Here is an 18,258-nt window from a genome sequence, read left to right on the forward strand (position 1 = left end):
ACGTCGTCGCCTTCAATACACCCGTTCGGCCCTCGTGCTATGCGGACTTCTGGCATCGGCGCCGCTGCATGCGCGCAAGGCCGATAATGCGCCCGCGCCTTCCGGCACCCGGGCGGCCCCGCTGCTGGAGTCAATCATCGTATCGGGCGCGGTGAACGATCCATTGTCGCCGTCACCCCAGGCCGCCCTGCGGGCGCTGCAATCGCGACCGGGCAATATCAGCCTGATCACAGCGGAAGACTACGCCGACCGGCCCGCCCTGGGCCTGGGAGACGCACTTGCCGGCACGGCCGGCGTGTTCACGCAGTCGGCCGCGGGCCCGCAGTCGGCAAAGCTTTCAATACGAGGGTCGGGGCTGACCTCGCCCCTGGGCGTGCGCGGTCTCATGCTGCTGCGCGACGGCCTGCCCCTGAACCAGGCCGACGGCACCGTCGATCCGTCTTATGCCGACCCCTTCAATGCCCGCTACATCGAGATTCTGCGCGGGGCCAATGCCCTGCGTTACGGGGCGGCGACATTGGGCGGGGCGATCAATATCGTATCGCCCACGGGCTACTCGCATCCGGGCCTGGAAACGCGCCTGCAGGGCGGTTCATACGGATACCTGCAGGCGCAGGCGCGGGCGGGCCAGGTCTTCGACAACGGCCTGGATGCCTTCGCCTCGGTCGGCCATTTTCAGACCGATGGGTCTGCGGCGCATTCGCGCCAGAAGGCCTTGCGCTTCTACGGCAATCTGGGCTATCGCGCCAGCGAGGGCTCCCGGGGCCGGTTCCATGTGGACATTCTGGATATGGACCAGGACGTCACAAACCCCTTGACCATGGCCCAGCTGCGGGGCGAGGCCGGCCCGGACAACCCTTCCCCGCCCTGGCCCGAGCGCCGTGCGCGCACCCACCCGCATGTCCGGCTGGCCTACCAGCACACCCTGACCCAAGGGCGCGACACCCTGAGCCTGGGAACCTACTACATCGACACCACCCTGGACCTGCTGGGCACCGTCGTGCCCATCTTCTATCGCACCCGCGACTACGGCGTGGCGCTGCGCGGCGAAATACTGCGCGACCTCGGGGGCCATGAAAACCGCCTCACTTGGGGAGCCAGCCTGGCACGGGGGCACAGCAACAGCCAGACCTACGGCCCTTTCGTCCTGCCGGGCGGCATGATCCTTGACCCATCGACGGAACAATATGAAGCCATCACCACCTCGGCCCAGACCGCCCTGTTCTATCTCGAGAACTCATATTCGCTGACGCCTGCGCTGTCGGTCTCGGCCGCCATGCAGGCGATCACGGCACAAAGGCGGCGCGGCATCACGGCGCTGCGCAATCCGCCAGCGCTGCCCGCTTATTTCAAGGACGTCGACCAGGACCGGCGATACAACGGATTCAGCCCGAAGCTTGGACTATTGTGGCAAGTGGCGCCGGACGCGCAAGTCTTTGCCAACCTGAGCCGCAGCTTCGAGCCCCCTTCGACCCTGCAGTTCTACAACACCCAAGGCACGACTGAAGCCCAGAAGGCCACTACGTGGGAAGTGGGCTCGCGCGGATCCAGCCGACTGGTCAATTGGGAGGCCGCCTTGTTCTACAGCCGCGTCAAGGACGAGTTGCTCAACATAGCCAAGCTGGGACCCTCGGGCGAACCGATAGGCTACCAGGGTGGAAACATCCCGGACACCAGGCGCCTGGGACTGGAACTGCAGCTGCGCGGCGAAGTGTCGCCGGAACCGCTGGCCGGCTCCGTGCACTGGAGCCTCAGCTACACCTGGAGCCGCTTCCGCCATGCCGGCGATACGGCCTTTGGCGACAACCGCCTGCCGCTGATCCCCCAACACTATGGACAAGCCAGCATAAGCTATCGCCATCCATCGGGCGTGTACTTCGGCCCCGAACTCGTGTTCGCCTCTTCATCCTACGTGGACCAGGCCAACACGCTGCGGGCGCCCGGCTACGGCGTGGTGAACTTCACCGTCGGCTATGCCCCCGCTTCGGGACGCTTTCGGGTCTTCGTGAACGCTCGCAACCTGGCAGACAAACGCTATGCGGCGTCGATAGAACAAACGGCGCGGGCAGACCCTGGCGAAGCAGCCTTCTACCCCGGAATGCGCCGATCCATCTTCGCCGGCGCCCAGATACTATGGTAGGAGCGCGTGTGCTGTGGGCGATATGGTTGTGCGCCTGCCTTTGCCTAAACCCGGTACAGGCAGCGGTCGTCGACGTCGGCGATGCGCAATGGAGCTCGCAACTGACCGGCCAAAGCCGGCTGTTCAACGACCGTAGCGCGAGCATGAACGCAGCACAGGTGGCCAGGCTTCCGGACGGGCCCGGAGGCTTCGTCGGCATCGAAGAACTCGACGGTTCGGGCAAGCCGGACCCGGCGCCGTGGTGGATACGGGTTCACCTGTCCAATACCGGTGATACGACGCAGCGCCTGCACCTCATACTGAGCCCGGGTTCCGTCTTTCATTCAGCCAAGTTTTACGTACTGAACGACGGCCAATGGACAAGCCCGAAGCGCCCTGCTTCTCCCGCCGGGGAAAAAGCGGCCGAGCGCTACCATTCGCAAGCCTTCACCCTGGCTCCCGGCCAGGACCAAGTCGTGTTGATCAGGACAACGGGTGTGGCGCCCGTCCAGCTGGCGCCCTACCTGTATTCCGATGCGAAGTTCCGTGCCTACCTCGAGCGCAGCGCAATCTGGGACGGGCTGCTTTTCGGCGGCTTGCTGGCTTTGGCCTGGAGCGCGCTGATACTGGCCTTGTTCAGTCGCAGCAGAGGCTTTCTGCTGTTGGCCGCCCTGTCTTTCGTCACCTTGCTGGCCGAAGTGCTGCGGCGCGGCTACGGACAGCAGCACATGCTGGCTGCCATGGGCGAATGGGCTTACCGGACACCCTTGATACTGGGCCAGCTCATCATCCTGCTCTTCATTGTTTTCGTTCTGGAAATCGCTCGGGCCGAAAAGGTAAGGCTGCCCCTGCGAAGGCTTCTTGCCGCTTGGGCCGCGTACTACATCGGCCTGATGGTGGTGTCGGCTTTTGGAAACGTCTACCACGTGTATTGGGTGACCGGGTTCGTCAGGCCATTCTTCAGCCTGACCCTGCTGGCCATCGCCATCCTGTTCATCAAGCGCAACGCGCCTACCCGCAAGCTGATGCTGGCGGTTGCGGCATTTTCACTGGCGCGCGCCAGCCTTCTTGCGCTTGAAGTGAACGGTGCGCTGCCTGAGTATGTAGCCAGCCTGTCCATGGGAACGCTCTGGGTGAACCCGGTTGTTGCACTGGCGGGTTTGTTCATCAACCTGACCTTGCTTGCCGGCTGGGTGGCGCATGTGGGCGTCCAGCGCAGGACCGCGCTTGAGAAGATTTCGCGCCTGCAGCGCGAAGAGAACGAACGCCTTGCGCTCGAGGTGGCACGCCAGACAAAGGCGCTGAACCAGGCGCTGGAATATGCCGGCGAGAAGAACCGGCAGCAGGCGCAAATCGTCAGCTATGTAAGCCACGACCTGCGCGCGCCGCTGGCCACCATCATGGGGTACAGCCGGCTCATCGAGCAGACGGCCGACCCGCGGCAAAAAGGCCTGCTCGACGCGATCACACGCAGCGTCGACTACCAGATGGCCTTGATCGACGACATTCTGGGCTATGCCGCTGCCGAACTCAAGCCGCTGGCCCTTAAGCCCCATGCAATCGATCTGCCCGACTACCTCGATGAACTGGTCCAACACGCCGTGGCGCTCAGCCGGCAACAGAACAACCGTTTCATCGCCCATGCGCCGGGCCGTATTCCGCGTACGATATGCACGGACGGGCGGCGCCTGCGTCAGGTGCTGCTGAACCTGCTGTCCAATGCCGCCAAGTTCACACGCGCGGGAACCATCCGGCTGGACCTGATCGCTACGCGGAGCGACGCCGGCTGGAGGCTGCGCTTCACCGTCAGCGACTCCGGAGTCGGCATCGACGCCCACGGGCAAACACAGATATTCGAAGAATTTCGCCAACTCGACCCCGACTCCGCCGGAGTGGGCCTGGGCCTTTACATCGCGCAAAGCATATTGCAGACGATGGGCGGCCAACTGAGCCTGGACAGTTCGGCGGGAAACGGGTCGGCGTTCAGCTTTGAAATCGAAGTAAAGCCGGTCGGCGATGAAGTGGCGGCCTGGAGCGCCCCCCGGCTTCTTCCGGCGAACCACCCCGCAGACAGGACCGCGGCGCCGGCACGCCCGGCAAGCGCTTCCATGGAGGCGGCAGAGCCCGAACCTGTCGCCGCCATGCCTCCTCCTCATGTGCGCAGCGAACTGGCCCTCATGGCCAAGAACGGCCAGCTTAGCGACATCGAAAGCTGGCTGGAAAGCACGCTGCCCCACTACCCCGGCTGCCGGTCCTATTTCCAGGCGATCCAGGACGCGATTGGCCGCCTTGATCTCGACGCGGTTGAACGCCTGGCTCTCGCACACCCCGCCTCGCCCGCTGCCTGAGCGCCAGCGCTGAAGGAGCGGGGGCGCTTCGCCGGGCAAGTGCCCGCTCGCAACTCATCAGTTACCCAAGGCGCCGCGCGATGGGCTTATTAAGGCACTCGACGGGACAATAATTTTCCGCACTCCTGCGTTAAAACACAGTAAATACGGACACGCCTATCGCTAGGGTATATACCAATAAATATGTATTGACATAGAAATTGGCGGTTTCTATCATTCATCAAAACTGATTCAAAAGAGTTTGCGCGGGGGATTCCGCTTATGCCGAGTCTTGCAACAAACCCATGAATCGGAACGCAGCAGCAGCCGGAAACCGGCGCCCATGCTCGTAGTTGGAAGTCCAAAACGTCACAAGACACCGGCCCATCGCGCTGGGCCGCCCCCTCGAGGAGGATGGGACGGAACGCGCCAGAACGATGGTCAACACTCTACTCAGCTTGCCTCATTACGGAGTCAGCATGTCCAACTCAGTCGAATTGAACGCCGTCGCCCGCGCCGGCACCGGAAAACACATCGCCATACTTATGCTCTGTATGGCCGTCCTTGGAGAAATGTGCCTTGCGGCCGATTTCTATGGCTTCGCGGCAGTCCTCACGCTTGTATCGCAAGACCTAGCCCTGAGCGCAAGCCAGGCCGGCCTGGTACAAGGCGCCTTCGGCATCTCTTTTGGCTTAGGTATGCTTTACTGGGCGCCGCGTGGACGCGGCATGACGGCCAAGAGACTATATTTGATTGGCCTTACAGGGAGCGGCATTCTTATGTTGGTCCAGATGAATGCGAATTCATTTCTTGAACTCGTCGTGCTGCGCCTCATCATCGGGTTCTTTGATTCGGCCGTTTTCATCGGCTCAGTCAAAATCGTCATGCAATGGTTTACCCGCGAACGACAGGGCCTCGTGATGGGCGTCATCCTCGGCGCATACTCCTTGGCCATTACATTGGATTTTGCCTTCGGCCTGCCATACGCCATGTCCACAAGCTGGCGCGAATTCTTCTTTGTCCTTGGCGTTCTGACATTGGCCGTTGGTGTGCTCGGGCAATTCCTTGTCAGACCAGGCCCCTTCAGCGCTCCTCACGATACGGCCAAGCACGGCCGCAAAGTATTTGTCGAGGTTTTCCGGTCGAAATGGGTCTGGGTCGGCCTACTCGGAATCTTCGGCGCGTTATTTTCCGTGGCGGCCTGCGCAACCTGGATGATTCCTAGCTTTATCGAGACACAAAACCTGGATCCCTCGCTCGCACCCGCCATCGGTACCATCATGGGGCTGGCGCAAGTCGCGTTCTTGATATTGGGCGGGTATCTCAGCGATAAGCTTACGCGTATTTCCACACTACTCATTGGCGTTGTGCTTACCTTGTTGGCGGCACTTCTGTGCGTTGCAACAACCGTTTGGCCGATGTCGTTCAACATGCTCGTAGTCGTGGCACTCATTTCCGGCGTCGGCGTTTTCAGCGGAGGCGCAATTTTCAGCCTCGTAGGTGAGAAATACGGTACCGATCTTGGCCCATCAGCCGCCGGCTATGCTGAAATGGGCGGCGTCTTCGCCACCTTCGTCGCCCCTGCCTTGATGGGCGCGATATTGAGCATGACTCATTCCTTCAGCCTAGCTTTCTGGTCCTTCGTTATTGTAGAAGCGGGGGTTCTGGTCGCGTTGCTTGCCATGACGCGAACGGAACGCCGAATGGCTGCTGCCTAGCGCACCAAAGCACCGGCTTGGATACATACATAACAGCAGCCGGTCCTATAAACCGACGCTCATGGCCGTAAGCGTCCTACTGGCCATGACAACAAGGAAGAAAATCATGAGTAACTTCTTACGAAATACATGGTATGCCGTAGGGTGGAGTAGCGAAATCACGGGAGATCTGTTTTCCCGCACTCTTCTGAACGAGTCCATACTTATATATCGATTGCCCGATGGGAGTCCAGTTGCTCTGGACAACCGTTGCCCACATCGCTTTGCCCCTCTAGACTGCGGAAAACTGCTGGCCGACGGAGTAGTTCAATGCGGCTACCATGGTTTGAAATTTGATCGGACAGGTCACTGCATAGCCAACCCGATGGGCAAGGGAAAGGTCCCCTCGCGTACAAAGGTACGGTCGTACCCAATCATAGAAAGACATCAATTGCTCTGGATCTGGATGGGCCACCCCGATGCGGCCGATCCCGCCTCCATCCCCGACTATAGCTACATCACCGACGACTCGCTGGATCAGGCCAATATCGGGAACTATCTTCGTGTTCAAGCGAACTACCAACTTATCATCGATAACCTGATGGACCTGACTCATGTCGGCATACTGCACGAAGGTTCGCTTGGAAACGAATCTATGCTGGCGGGCCAGCTAGAACTCGTCGAAAGCGGAAACGACGTATGTGCAAACCTCTGGATGCCGCAGAGCGAGGCACCTCCCTATCTACGCAATCGCGGCCCCATCATCGACCAGTGGTTGGACATGCGCTGGACCTGTCCCTCAAGCCTAAGCCTGAATATCGGCGGCACGGCAAGCGGCGAACCCATAGAACGCCCTTCCAACTTCAACGCCATCCACATACTTACCCCCGAAACAGAGTATTCGACTCATTATTTCTACGGTACACATGGGAGACTCAACCCCGACGACACAATAGAGCAAATGCGTAAGCTTCAGACTCATGCCTTCCTCGAAGAGGATCTACCTATGATCGAGAAATGCGCAGCCATGATGGGGCCGACACAAGATTTCTGGGCATCAAAACCCATCCTTCTCGAAAGTGATGCGGCCGCTGTCCGGAGCCGGCGGATTCTGGACCGGGCTATTGCGCAGGAGGCTGCCAGCACCTGCGTTGCGCACACCACTGAATAACCGTTCCCTCACACTTTCAATTACGTAGGCTGCGGCTTCCGTCACCTACCGGCTTTAGACCAACACATACGAGAATATTGAGAATCCATTGCTATGACTATGTCACATTCATCCCAGTACTCGCTTCTAGCGCCGACAGCCTTTTTCCAGCCCCGCCGCCTGGGCCACGTCAATCTTTGGGTCGACGACCTGGGAGCCTCAGAACGCTTTTACAACGAGGTATGCGGCCTGAACGTCGAATTCACCGAGCCCGACCTCATCGCCACCTTCCTGGGCACGGGCCACACGCCCCACGACCTGGGCATGATGCAGACCACCAAGGGGGTGGACCGCTACGGACGCAACGGCCTGCTGCAGCTTCCTGGCAGCATCGGCCTGGCCCCCGGCCTGAACCACCTGGCCTGGGAACTGGAGAACGAGGCCGACCTGGTCTCCGCCTGGAAGCGCATGCGCGACGACGGCGTGGAGATGGACATGACGGTGGACCACCAGGTGGCGCACAGCGTGTACATCTTCGACCCCGACCGCAACTACAATGAGTTCTATTGCGACACGGTCAAAGACTGGCGCAATGTGCTCCAGGGCGAGATGGAGCTGATCACCAGCCGGTGGGACCCGGCTTCGGCCGAGCCCTTCACCGAAGGGCGCTACGACACCTCGCCCACGCTGCGCTTCGTGGAATCGGCACCCATCCATCCCTACCGCATCACCCACGCCGTGCTCCAGACAGCGCAGCTGGAAGCCATGACCGACTTCTACACCCGCATAGGCGGCCTGCGCATCGCGTGCCAGGACGAGAACGTCGTCTACCTTCGCCCTTCGCTGGAAAGCTACGAGCACGCGCTGGTGCTGGTGCGGGGCGATGCCCCCGCCTACCATCACGCCTCTTTCCAGATCAAGGACGAACAGGAGCTCGAGGCGGCGCTGAAGCGCCTGGATGCGGCGGGACGCAAAATCGTCGGCCAGGCCGCCCTGCCTTGGAAGCGTTCTTTCTTCATGAAGGACGTCGACGGCCTGCTCAGCGAATGGTATGTTGCACGCTCTGCGCCCATCGACCTGGCCCGGCGCGGCGACACGCCGCTGGCCTGGGCAGTCTGAACAGCGATTTCCAATTCAATACAACGATACAAGCAGAGCAATATGGCTAAAGCATTGACAGCAATCATCGCCGGCGGCGGCCTGGGCGGCTTGGCCACGGCCGCCGCCCTGGCCCGCACGGGCTGGCGCGTCACGGTGTTCGAACGGCAGAACGAACTGCGCGCCAACGGTTCGGGCATCTATATCTGGGAAAACGGCCTGCGGGTGCTCGAGGCCCTGGGCGCCTGCGAAGATGCGATCCGCGATGCATTTCGCGGCACGCACTTCGAGCAGCGCGACAACCGCAACGCCATCATTGAATCAGCGGCCATCCCTTCCGACCGCCGCCTGATGACCACCTAGCGCAGCCAGTTGCTGGGCGCCCTGCGCGACGCCTGCCTGCGCGCCGGGGTGGAAATCGTCACCAGCGCAGAAGTCATCGGCGCCACGCCACGAGGCGAACTGCGGTTTGCCAATGGCGAGACGCAGCGCGCCGACCTGGCGGTGGGCGCCGACGGCATCTGGTCCAAGGTGCGCGAAACCCTGGGGCTCGAGCTGCTGCACGAGCAGACGCTGGAAGGCGCGCTGCGCACCATGATACCGGCCAGGCCGGGTGATTTCGCGCCCGAAGACACGGGCAAGTACATCGAGAACTGGAACGGCACACGCCGGCTGCTGATTACGCCGGTAACGCAAGAGCATACTTATCTTGCGCTTACCTGCCCCTCCACCGACACCGCCGCCCGCAACACCCGGGTCGACAAATCGCTGTGGAAGGCTTCGTTTCCGGCCTGGTCGCACCTTATCGACCGGATCGGCGACGAGGTGTCGTGGGGCGTATACAGCACCATCAAGTGCAAGGCCTGGTCGTCGGGGCGCAGCGTCATCCTGGGCGATGCCGCGCACGCCCAGCCGCCCAACCTGGGCCAGGGCGGCGGCATGGCCATGCAGAACGGGCTGGCGCTTGCCACCGCCCTGCAAGATGTGGCCGCGCCTCAAGAAATACCCGACGCGCTCGAGCGCTGGGAACGGCAGGAACGCGATATCGTCGAGCATTGCCAGAAATGGTCCTGCCTGTACGGCGAAGTCACCTTCCTGCCCGATGAGGTTCGCACCACCGTCATACGCAGCGCAATGGCCCATCCCTGGGTGGCCGGACAGGTCTTTCGCGCGGCCAACCACCAGCCCACCGGCGCTAGTGTCCTGTTTGGCTAATTAACCAAGCAGGACACTAGTCAGTAGATATAATGCGGCATGCCCAATGACGACCCTTCCATGCCGGACGCCTCGCTGGACCACAACATCGCGTCCCAGATGGCGTCCATTATCTTTCGCCTGGACCAGATCCTGCGCGACACGATATTGCGCAAGCTGGATCTCACCTACATCCATTTTCGGGTGCTACAGTACCTGTATGAAAAAGACGGCCGGCAAATAGGCGAAATCGCCGCCGCCATCGTCGTGCGCCAGCCGGTGCTCAGCCGCGTCATCGACCAGATGGAAGAGCGCGCGCTGGTGCGCCGCAGCGCCGACCCTCAAGACAGCCGCCGCATGCGCGTCTATCTTACCGACCACGGCCGCAGCCGCTATCAAGAGGCCTGGCCGCCCGCGCACGAACTGCTGGAAACCTCGCTGAAGGGCTTCAAGGGACGCGAGCGCGAGGCGCTGCGCCGGCTGCTCAAGAAAATGGCCGCCAACCTGTTTTAGACATCATGAACAACGATGATCTGCAACTGCTGGTCAGCAAAAGCATGCCTTTCGGCAAGTACCAGGGCCGGCTGTTTGCCGACCTGCCAGGCTACTACCTGGCGTGGTTCGCCCGCAAGGGCTTCCCGCCGGGCGAGACGGGCCGGCTGCTGGCCCTGATGCACGAGATCGACCACAACGGCCTGCGCCATCTGCTTGATCCGCTGCGCGGGTCTTGAGCCGATTCAACCCCCCATCTGCCGCGCCAGGCGCTCCAGCACCTCGTAGCAAGGCAGCACGCGGGCGGCGCTGGCATTGGGCTCGCGCCGTTCGCCTACGGCTGCCACGAATTCGCGATCTTGAAGCTCTATGCCGTTGATGGAAACGTCGACCCGGCTGACGTCTATTTTGTCGCCGCTTCCCGTGTACAGATCGTCGTACGAGGCCACGTAGGTGGCGCTGTCGCCAATATAGCGAAACGTCGTTCCCAGGGGGCCGTCGTTGTTGAAGCTGAGGGCCAGTGTGCACAAGGCGCCCGTGCTGCTCTTGAGCTGTATGGACATGTCCATGGCAATGCCCAGCTCGGGATGCATGGGCCCTTGAACCGCATGGGCCTGCACCACCTCGCCGCCGTCCTGGTACAGGAAAAGGTCGACCGTATGCGCGGCGTGATGCCACAGCAGGTGGTCGGTCCAGCTGCGCGGCTCGCCCAGGGCGTTCAGGTTGCTGCGGCGAAGAAAGAAAGTCTGGGCGACCAGGTGCTGCAAGCGGAAGCGCCCTTCTTCGATGCCCCGTCGCACGTACTGATGGCTGGGATTGAATCGGCGCGTATGGCCGCACATGGCCACCAGCCCCCGGCTCTGGGCCTCGCCGGCCACTGCGCGGGCGTCGTCCAGCCGGTCGGCCAGGGGGATTTCGACCTGGACATGCTTGCCGGCCTTCAGGCAGGCAATGGCCTGGCGCGCATGCATGGGTGTGGGCGTGCACAATATCGCTGCGTCGAGCCCCGGCAGCGCAAGCGCCTCCGCAAGGTCCGGGCAGGCATGGGGCACGCCGAAACGGGCAGCCGCGGCGCGTGCCTTGTCGAGCTCGGGGTCGACCACTGCCATTACCCTGGCGCCGGGAACATGGGCCAGCCCTTCGAGATGCTTGATGCCGAATGCGCCGGCCCCCGCCACTGCAATATTAAGGACTCGAGTCATTGAAAAGCCTTTGTGCCGTATCACTGCCTGGCATGATACCGGCTCAAGGCATGAAAAGGCGACCCCTCGCCCAAACTGGAACGACGCGCACTACGGGCTTCGGCCGCGGCTGCAATGACCCAAGGGACTGTTGGGCCTGCACGGCAAAACGGGCCCAGGGGGCCCGTTTTGCGCCATGAAGCGGGCGGCGACCGCCCGCTCCGCTTACTGCCCCTCGAGGAAGCTCTTGAGCTTGTCGGCCCGGCTGGGGTGACGCAGCTTGCGCAACGCCTTGGCCTCGATCTGGCGTATGCGTTCGCGCGTAACGTCGAACTGCTTGCCGACCTCTTCGAGAGTCTGGTCGGTGCTCATTTCGATGCCGAAACGCATGCGCAACACCTTGGCCTCGCGAGGCGTGAGCGAATCGAGCACCTCTTTGACCACGTCGCGCATCGAGCCATGCAGGGCCCACTCGGACGGCGACAGCGTGCCGGTGTCTTCGATGAAATCGCCCAGGTGGGAATCGTCGTCGTCGCCGATGGGAGTCTCCATGGAGATGGGCTCTTTGGCGATCTTGAGGATCTTGCGCACCTTGTCTTCGGGCATGTCCATCTTTTGAGCCAGCGTGGCCGGATCGGGCTCGGCGCCGGTTTCCTGGAGGATCTGGCGATTGATGCGGTTCATCTTGTTGATGGTTTCGATCATGTGCACCGGAATGCGGATGGTGCGCGCCTGGTCGGCGATCGACCGCGTGATGGCCTGGCGGATCCACCAGGTGGCGTAGGTGGAGAACTTGTAGCCGCGGCGATACTCGAACTTGTCGACGGCCTTCATGAGGCCGATGTTGCCCTCTTGGATGAGGTCGAGGAACTGCAGCCCGCGATTGGTGTACTTCTTGGCGATGGAGATGACCAGGCGCAGGTTGGCCTCGGTCATTTCGCGCTTGGCCTTGCGCGCCTTGGCCTCGCCGGTGGCCATGCGCTTGTTGACGTCCTTGAGGTCTTTAAGCGGCAGCACGACGCTGGACTGCAGGTCGATGAGCTTTTGCTGCAGCTCTTGCACGGCCGGAACATGGCGCTCGAGCGTCTCGGAATACGGATGGCCCGCCGCGACTTCCTGGAGAACCCAGTCGAGATTGGTCTCGTTGCCGGGGAACACCTTGATGAAGTAGGCGCGCGGCATGCCGGCGCGATCGACGCAGATGTGCAGCACCTCGCGTTCGAGCTGGCGCACCTGGGCCACCTGGTCGCGCAGGGTGTCGGCCAGGCGCTCGACCATCTTGGCCGTAAAGCGGATGCCCATGAGTTCGTCAAGAATGGCCTGCTGGGCCTGTCCGTACTCGGGCGCTTCGTAGCCCTTGGTTTCGAAGGCCTTGCGCATTTTCTCGAACCAGACCGAGACATTCTCGAACTTCTTGAGCGACTTCGTGCGCAGATGCTCGAGCTGCTTGCTGCTCATGCCGCCTGCCGGGCCGTCTTCGTTCTCGTCGTTGTCGACCGAAACGCCCGCCCCGGCGTATTCTTCGCCCTCTTCGTCGACCAGGCCGTCGACGACTTCGTCGATCTGGGCGTGGCCGTCGCGCACACGCTGTATGTGGGCGAGGATTTCGTTGACGGTGGTGGGACATGCGGCGATGGCCATGACCATGTGCTTGAGGCCGTCTTCGATGCGCTTGGCGATTTCGATTTCGCCTTCGCGGGTCAGCAGTTCGACCGTTCCCATTTCGCGCATGTACATGCGGACGGGATCGGTGGTGCGGCCAAAGTCGGAATCGACCGTGGTCAGGGCCGCCTCGGCTTCGTCCTCGACGTCATCGTCGTTGGATGCGACAGGCGCATTGTCGTTCAGCAGCAGCGATTCGGCATCGGGCGCTTGGTCGTAGACCGAGATGCCCATGTCGCTGAAGGTGCTGATGATGCCGTCGATGGCCTCGGCGTCGACCAGGTCGTCCGGCAGGTGGTCGTTGATCTCGCCATAGGTGAGATAGCCGCGCTCTTTGCCGAGCTTGATGAGAACCTTGAGGCGGTTGCGGCGCGCCTCTTGTTCTTCAGGGGTCATCTGGCTGCGGGCGGGCGTGTCTTTGTCGCCCTTGCCGCGCTTGCCGCCGCGCTTGGGCATGGGCTTGAAATCGGGGATGACTTCGGCTTCGACATCGACGTCGTCGTCGGTGAAGTTGGCCGCATCATTGTTGGCCGACTTGGCCGGACGGCCGGGACGGCGTCCGGTGGATGCGGGACGGCCGGGCTTGGCTGCTTTCTTGGCCTCGGCCCCTTCGGCCGTCTTGACGGCGGTTTTCTTTACGGCAGCTTTCTTGACTGCCGCCTTCTTTACTGCGGCCTTTTTGGCAGGTGCCTTCTTGGCCGCCACATTGGCATCCGCCAGGGCCGCGACCTTTACAGCGGTCTTGGCGGCACTTTTGGTCGCAGCAGCCGATCGGGCTTTTTTTGCAGCTTCTTGCTCAGCTGACAACGGGGTATTACCAGTGGCTTGGGTCATAGTGGCTTCCGTAAGTGCAATGCGCGCACGCGAAGGACCTCGCGCCGCCATTGCAGGGCAAAACTACTTTCGCAACGGCGTCGGGGCGGCGCAAAAAACGATTTTTCGCCCGGTGCCCGAATGTAGAAGTATCCTTGTCTTTCATATGCAAGGCCAAAATGGGGCAACCGCTTAAAACCGCAAATTTTGCGCAATGCGCCTGATGGCGATGCGAAACTCTTTATTTTACAACAGTCAACGCGTAGCGGCACTATTCAAAAGAGCCAGCCTGCGCGTCAATTCCTGGTACCGCAGGCGCGAAGCGTCGTCTCGCAGGCCGCCCGCAATCAATTCGGATTGTTCGGCCTTGATCGTCTCGAGCTCGATGCGATGCAGCGCGTCATTCCACTCGGCCCACGGATCGGGCAGGTCTTCCTGCTCAAGCAACTCTGTACTTAGACTATTCAGGACCTGGGTCAGTTCCTGGGCGGGGTCCGCCGCCTGCAGCAACGCCCCCACATGGCGGGCGCCGCTGGTGTGGGCCAATGCGATCAGGTCTCTTACCAGTATCAGATGGGGGCCCTGCTCGAGGATTTCAAGCTGCTGGTCGCCCAGGCGGTCGACCAGCTCGGGATGCGCCAGCAGCAGGCGAAGCAGGCGCTTGGCCATGGGCGTCACGGCGCGCGAACGCTGCTGCGTCCGCTGGGCGCCGCGGGCGGGTTCGCCCGGCGGATTTTCCCAGGGTTCGGCCGGCACGAAGCCTTCGGACGGCATATCCATAAAACCGGGGGGTTCGGCGTAATCGGGTTCGCCCTGGCGCGCGTCGTGCGCAGCGGCATGCGGCGGCGTCTCGGGCGCGGCCTCGAGCATTCCGGCCAGCTCTTCGGGGGTAAGCTTGACCAGCCGGGCAAACTCGCGCTCGATCTGCATGCGCAAGGTGCCCGCTGGCATCAGGGCCAGCAGGGGCTTGGCCTCGTGCACGCAGGCCGCCCGCCCCTCGGCCTCGTCCATGGCGTGGTGCGAAGCCAGCTCATCGAGCATGAAGCGCGACAAGGGGTCGGCCTCAGCCAGCGAGGCGCGAAAGGCTTCGGCACCAAACTCGCGGACGTAGGAATCGGGGTCGTGCTCTTGCGGCAGGAAAAGAAAGCGTATCGAAGCGTCGTCCCGCAACAAAGGCAGGCATACCTGCAGGGCCCGCCACGCGGCGCGCCGCCCCGCCTTGTCGCCATCGAAGCTGAACACGACCTTGTTGCTCAGGCGCAAGAGCTTCTGCACGTGTTCGGGAGTGGTGGCCGTGCCCAGTGTGGCGACGGCGTGCTCGATGCCCTGCTGGGCCAGGCCGACCACGTCCATATAGCCCTCGACCACCAGCACACAGCCTTCTGTACGAACGGCCGCCCTGGCCTCCCATAGGCCGTATAGCTCGCGGCCCTTGGAAAACACGGCGGTTTCGGGGGAATTCAGGTACTTGGGCTCGCCCTTGGCGATCAGGCGGCCGCCAAAGCCGATGATGTTCCCGCGCGTATTGCGAATGGGAAACATGATGCGCTCGCGAAAGCGGTCGTAGCGGCGACCGTCCTCGGCCTCGATGACCAGGCCGGATTCGACCAGGAGCGGATCTTCGTAATGGGGGAAAACCGCCGCCAGTCCGCGACGGTCTCCGCCGGTCCAGCCAAGGCCGAAACGCGCGGCGATCGAGCCGCTCAGGCCCCTCTGCTTGAGGTAGGAGATGGCAGCCGGAGAGGCCTTCAGGCCACGCTGATAATGAGCGTGGGCGGTATCGAGTATCTGCTGGTGCCTCGAGACCTCTTCTTTGCGGCGCTGCGACGCGGCCCGTTGGGCCGGACTGCGGTTTTCTTCGGGAACCACCATGCCGACGGAAGCAGCCAGGCTGCGCACGGCCTCGGGGAAGCTGGCCCCGGTGTGTTCCATGAGAAACGAAATGGCACTGCCGTGCGCTCCGCAGCCGAAGCAGTGATAAAACTGCTTGGTGGGGCTGACAGTAAAGGAGGGACTTTTTTCGTTGTGAAACGGACACAGGCCAAGCAAGTTGGCCCCGCCCTTGCGCAACTGCACATAGCGCCCGACGACGTCGACTACATCAACCCGGGCGAGAAGCTCTTGAACAAATGGTTCAGGTATCAATACAGGCGCGGGGGCAATTGTTGGCTGCGGATGCGCTTGTAGTGACGCTTGACCGCGGCGGCGTGCTTGCGCTTGCGCTCGGCCGTGGGCTTTTCATAGAACTCGCGCGAGCGCAGTTCGGTCAGAAGGCCGATTTTTTCAATGGTGCGCTTAAAACGACGCAAGGCGGCTTCAAAAGGCTCGTTTTCTTTAAGACGAACAGTAGGCATGTACGGGTAAGCCTCGTAAAAGGGGTAAGCAAAATTCGTAAAGCATTAGATTCTACCACGAAACCCGAAATTTCACGAATTTGGCCGCTTTTTTGCGCTCGGCAGCCCCACCATAGCCTGGTCGCCCTTTCGTGGCCGAAATGCGCATGCACCCGCGCAAAGGACAAGGCGCCTTCTTGCCCGGACGGCCGGCTTATTCGCCGTTACGCTTGCCCTTACGGATCCAGGCCTCGAGCTGGTGGGGCCGAAGGCTGTCGTAGTCTTCGAACGGCTGGTGGATCCAGGGATTGGTGGGCAGCTTCTCGACGTAATAATCGGGCGAGGCCTTGGCATGCCCCTTCCACCACAGCACGGCGCTCTTCATTTCGGTGATATCAGGGAACTGCGTGCGCAGATGCTCGCCCACCCGGTTGAAGGTCATGCCTGTATCCACCATGTCGTCCACCAGCAACACCCGGCCGTCGAGCGTGCCGCGGGTAATGGTGATGAACTGGGCAATGTCGAGCGTTCCCTGTTGGGTGCCCGCGGCCTCGCGATAGCTGCTGGTGGCCAATATGCCCAGCGGAACGTCGTAGATGCGGGAAAGCACGTCGCCCACGCGCACGCCGCCGCGCGCCAGGCAGATGATCTTGTCGAATTTCCAGGCCGACTCATGGATGATCAGGGCAAGACGCTCGATCAGCGCATGGTACTGGTCCCAACTGATCCAAAGATCGCGATCGGTGCTGGGCGGCAGGCTCATGGTGTTCTCCCTTTTTTGCTTGAGCAAGGAGCGTAATCATACCCCCGCCCGTCCTGCTTGCAAAACGTCAGCTTACGAAGGGATGGCGCAACACAATGGTTTCGAGGCGGTCGGGGCCGGTGGACACCATGTCGATGGGCACGTCGCAGACTTCGGCAATGCGCTGCAGGTAGCGGCGCGCATTGACGGGCAAGGCGTCGTATTCGGTGATGCCGATGGTGGATTCCTGCCAGCCAGGCATTTCTTCGAGCACGGGTTCTGCCTGGGCGGTGGCATGGGCGCCATTGGGCAGCACGTCGAGGAACTCGCCCTTGTAGCGATAGCCCACGCCGATCTTGATGGTTTCAACGCCATCGAGCACGTCGAGCTTGGTGACGCACAGGCCCGAAATGCCGTTGATCATGACCGCGCGCTTCATGGCCGCGCCGTCGAACCATCCGCAACGGCGCGGACGCCCGGTGACCGAGCCGAATTCTTTGCCCACGGTGGCCAGGCGAACACCGGTGTCGTCGAGAAGCTCGGTGGGGAAAGGCCCCGAACCGACGCGCGTGGTGTAGGCCTTGGCGATGCCCAGCACATAGTTCAGGCTTTGCGGCCCCACGCCCGCGCCGGCCGCCGCCGCGCCGGCGACGCAATTGCTGCTGGTAACGAAGGGATAAGTGCCGTGGTCGATGTCGAGCAAAGAACCCTGCGCGCCTTCGAACAGCAGGTTGTGGCCGGCCTTCTGGGCAAGATGCAGGTTGTTGGACACATCGGCCACCATGGGCTGGATCTGAGCAGCCAGCTCCATGGCCTGGTCGCGCACCTGGCTGGCCGAAACGGCCTCGGCGCCCAGGTACTGGGTAAGCACGAAATTGTGATAGTCGAGCGCTTCGTTGAGCTTTTCATCGAAAATGGCCGGGTCGTACAGATCTTGTACGCGCAAGGCACGCCGTGCCACCTTGTCTTCGTAGGCGGGCCCGATGCCGCGGCCGGTGGTGCCGATCTTGCCTTCGCCCTTGCGCAGCTCGCGAGCCTGGTCAAGCGCCACGTGATACGGCAGGATCAAGGGGCATGCCGGCGATATCTGCAGGCGCGAACGCACGTCAAGGCCGGCCTGCTCGAGTTCGCCGATTTCCTTCAGCAGGGCCTCGGGCGACAGGACCACCCCGTTGCCGATGTAGCAGGTAAGACCTGCATGCATGATGCCCGAGGGGATCAGGCGCAAAATGGTCTTTTGCCCATTGATCCATAAAGTGTGGCCCGCATTGTGGCCCCCCTGGAAGCGCACAACGCCCTGAGCCGACTCGGCCAGCCAGTCGACGATCTTGCCCTTGCCTTCGTCACCCCATTGGGTGCCTATCACCACGATGTTCTTGCTCATAACTTATCAAAGAATCCGGCCCCGGGGGGCCCGCAAATAAAAGGTTGAGCCGCGGACCTGCCTGTG

13 protein-coding genes and 2 pseudogenes are annotated in these 18,258 nt (G+C 62.0%); 9 read left to right on the plus strand and 6 right to left on the minus strand.

Going from position 1 to position 18,258, the window contains the following annotated elements:
* Nucleotides 1-34: 34 nt before the first annotated feature.
* The 9 genes and pseudogenes from C7440_RS14825 to C7440_RS14860 all read left to right on the plus strand — a co-directional run bounded on the left by C7440_RS14825 (nt 35) and on the right by C7440_RS14860 (nt 10,316).
* Entirely contained in the window at nt 35-2,140 is a 2,106-nt protein-coding gene (locus C7440_RS14825) for a TonB-dependent receptor family protein (protein ID WP_165832602.1), read from the plus strand.
* An 8-nt stretch (nt 2,141-2,148) separates the two neighbouring features.
* Nucleotides 2,149-4,467: an ATP-binding protein gene (locus tag C7440_RS14830; protein WP_165832603.1), complete on the plus strand. Its 2,319-nt coding sequence runs from the start codon at nt 2,149-2,151 to the stop codon at nt 4,465-4,467.
* A gap of 458 nt (nt 4,468-4,925) precedes the next feature.
* Entirely contained in the window at nt 4,926-6,164 is a 1,239-nt protein-coding gene (locus tag C7440_RS14835) for an MFS transporter (RefSeq protein WP_116519134.1), read from the plus strand.
* A gap of 106 nt (nt 6,165-6,270) precedes the next feature.
* Nucleotides 6,271-6,525 (plus strand): annotated as a pseudogene (locus tag C7440_RS20320) (Rieske 2Fe-2S domain-containing protein); the annotation flags it as partial.
* A gap of 84 nt (nt 6,526-6,609) precedes the next feature.
* Complete coding sequence (locus tag C7440_RS14840; protein WP_243410934.1) at nt 6,610-7,314, plus strand: hypothetical protein; 705 nt, start codon at nt 6,610-6,612, stop codon at nt 7,312-7,314.
* Between the two features lie 99 nt (nt 7,315-7,413).
* On the plus strand, nt 7,414-8,412 hold the full coding sequence (locus C7440_RS14845; RefSeq protein WP_116519070.1) for a VOC family protein: 999 nt from the start codon (nt 7,414-7,416) through the stop codon (nt 8,410-8,412).
* Between the two features lie 42 nt (nt 8,413-8,454).
* Nucleotides 8,455-9,606, plus strand: a pseudogene (locus C7440_RS14850) (FAD-dependent oxidoreductase).
* A 39-nt stretch (nt 9,607-9,645) separates the two neighbouring features.
* Nucleotides 9,646-10,098 (plus strand): MarR family winged helix-turn-helix transcriptional regulator, encoded by a 453-nt coding sequence (locus C7440_RS14855; RefSeq protein ID WP_116519071.1) that lies wholly within the window; start codon nt 9,646-9,648, stop codon nt 10,096-10,098.
* Nucleotides 10,099-10,103: 5 nt separating this feature from the next.
* Nucleotides 10,104-10,316: a DUF3820 family protein gene (locus C7440_RS14860; RefSeq protein ID WP_116519072.1), complete on the plus strand. Its 213-nt coding sequence runs from the start codon at nt 10,104-10,106 to the stop codon at nt 10,314-10,316.
* A 6-nt stretch (nt 10,317-10,322) separates the two neighbouring features.
* Here the strand turns inward: C7440_RS14860 and C7440_RS14865 are convergent, their stop codons facing one another.
* The 6 genes from C7440_RS14865 to C7440_RS14890 form a co-directional block, all read right to left on the minus strand.
* Complete coding sequence (locus tag C7440_RS14865; protein ID WP_116519073.1) at nt 10,323-11,279, minus strand: Gfo/Idh/MocA family oxidoreductase; 957 nt, start codon at nt 11,277-11,279, stop codon at nt 10,323-10,325.
* Nucleotides 11,280-11,483: 204 nt separating this feature from the next.
* Complete coding sequence (gene rpoD, locus C7440_RS14870; protein ID WP_116519074.1) at nt 11,484-13,754, minus strand: RNA polymerase sigma factor RpoD; 2,271 nt, start codon at nt 13,752-13,754, stop codon at nt 11,484-11,486.
* A 234-nt stretch (nt 13,755-13,988) separates the two neighbouring features.
* Nucleotides 13,989-15,878: a DNA primase gene (gene dnaG / locus C7440_RS14875; protein WP_116519075.1), complete on the minus strand. Its 1,890-nt coding sequence runs from the start codon at nt 15,876-15,878 to the stop codon at nt 13,989-13,991.
* A complete protein-coding gene (gene rpsU, locus C7440_RS14880; protein WP_017524081.1) occupies nt 15,875-16,087 on the minus strand; it encodes a 30S ribosomal protein S21 in 213 nt (70 codons plus the stop codon). The genes dnaG and rpsU overlap by 4 nt, the downstream gene beginning before the upstream one ends.
* Nucleotides 16,088-16,280: 193 nt before the next feature.
* Complete coding sequence (locus C7440_RS14885) at nt 16,281-16,829, minus strand: phosphoribosyltransferase (protein WP_017524080.1); 549 nt, start codon at nt 16,827-16,829, stop codon at nt 16,281-16,283.
* Nucleotides 16,830-16,896: 67 nt separating this feature from the next.
* The gene (locus C7440_RS14890; protein ID WP_017524079.1) at nt 16,897-18,192 is read right to left on the minus strand and encodes an adenylosuccinate synthase; all 1,296 of its coding nucleotides are present in this window, start codon (nt 18,190-18,192) and stop codon (nt 16,897-16,899) included.
* Nucleotides 18,193-18,258 lie beyond the last annotated feature (66 nt).

Source organism: Pusillimonas noertemannii (genome assembly GCF_003096595.1).
GTDB classification, from domain to species: Bacteria; Pseudomonadota; Gammaproteobacteria; order Burkholderiales; family Burkholderiaceae_B; genus Pusillimonas; species Pusillimonas noertemannii.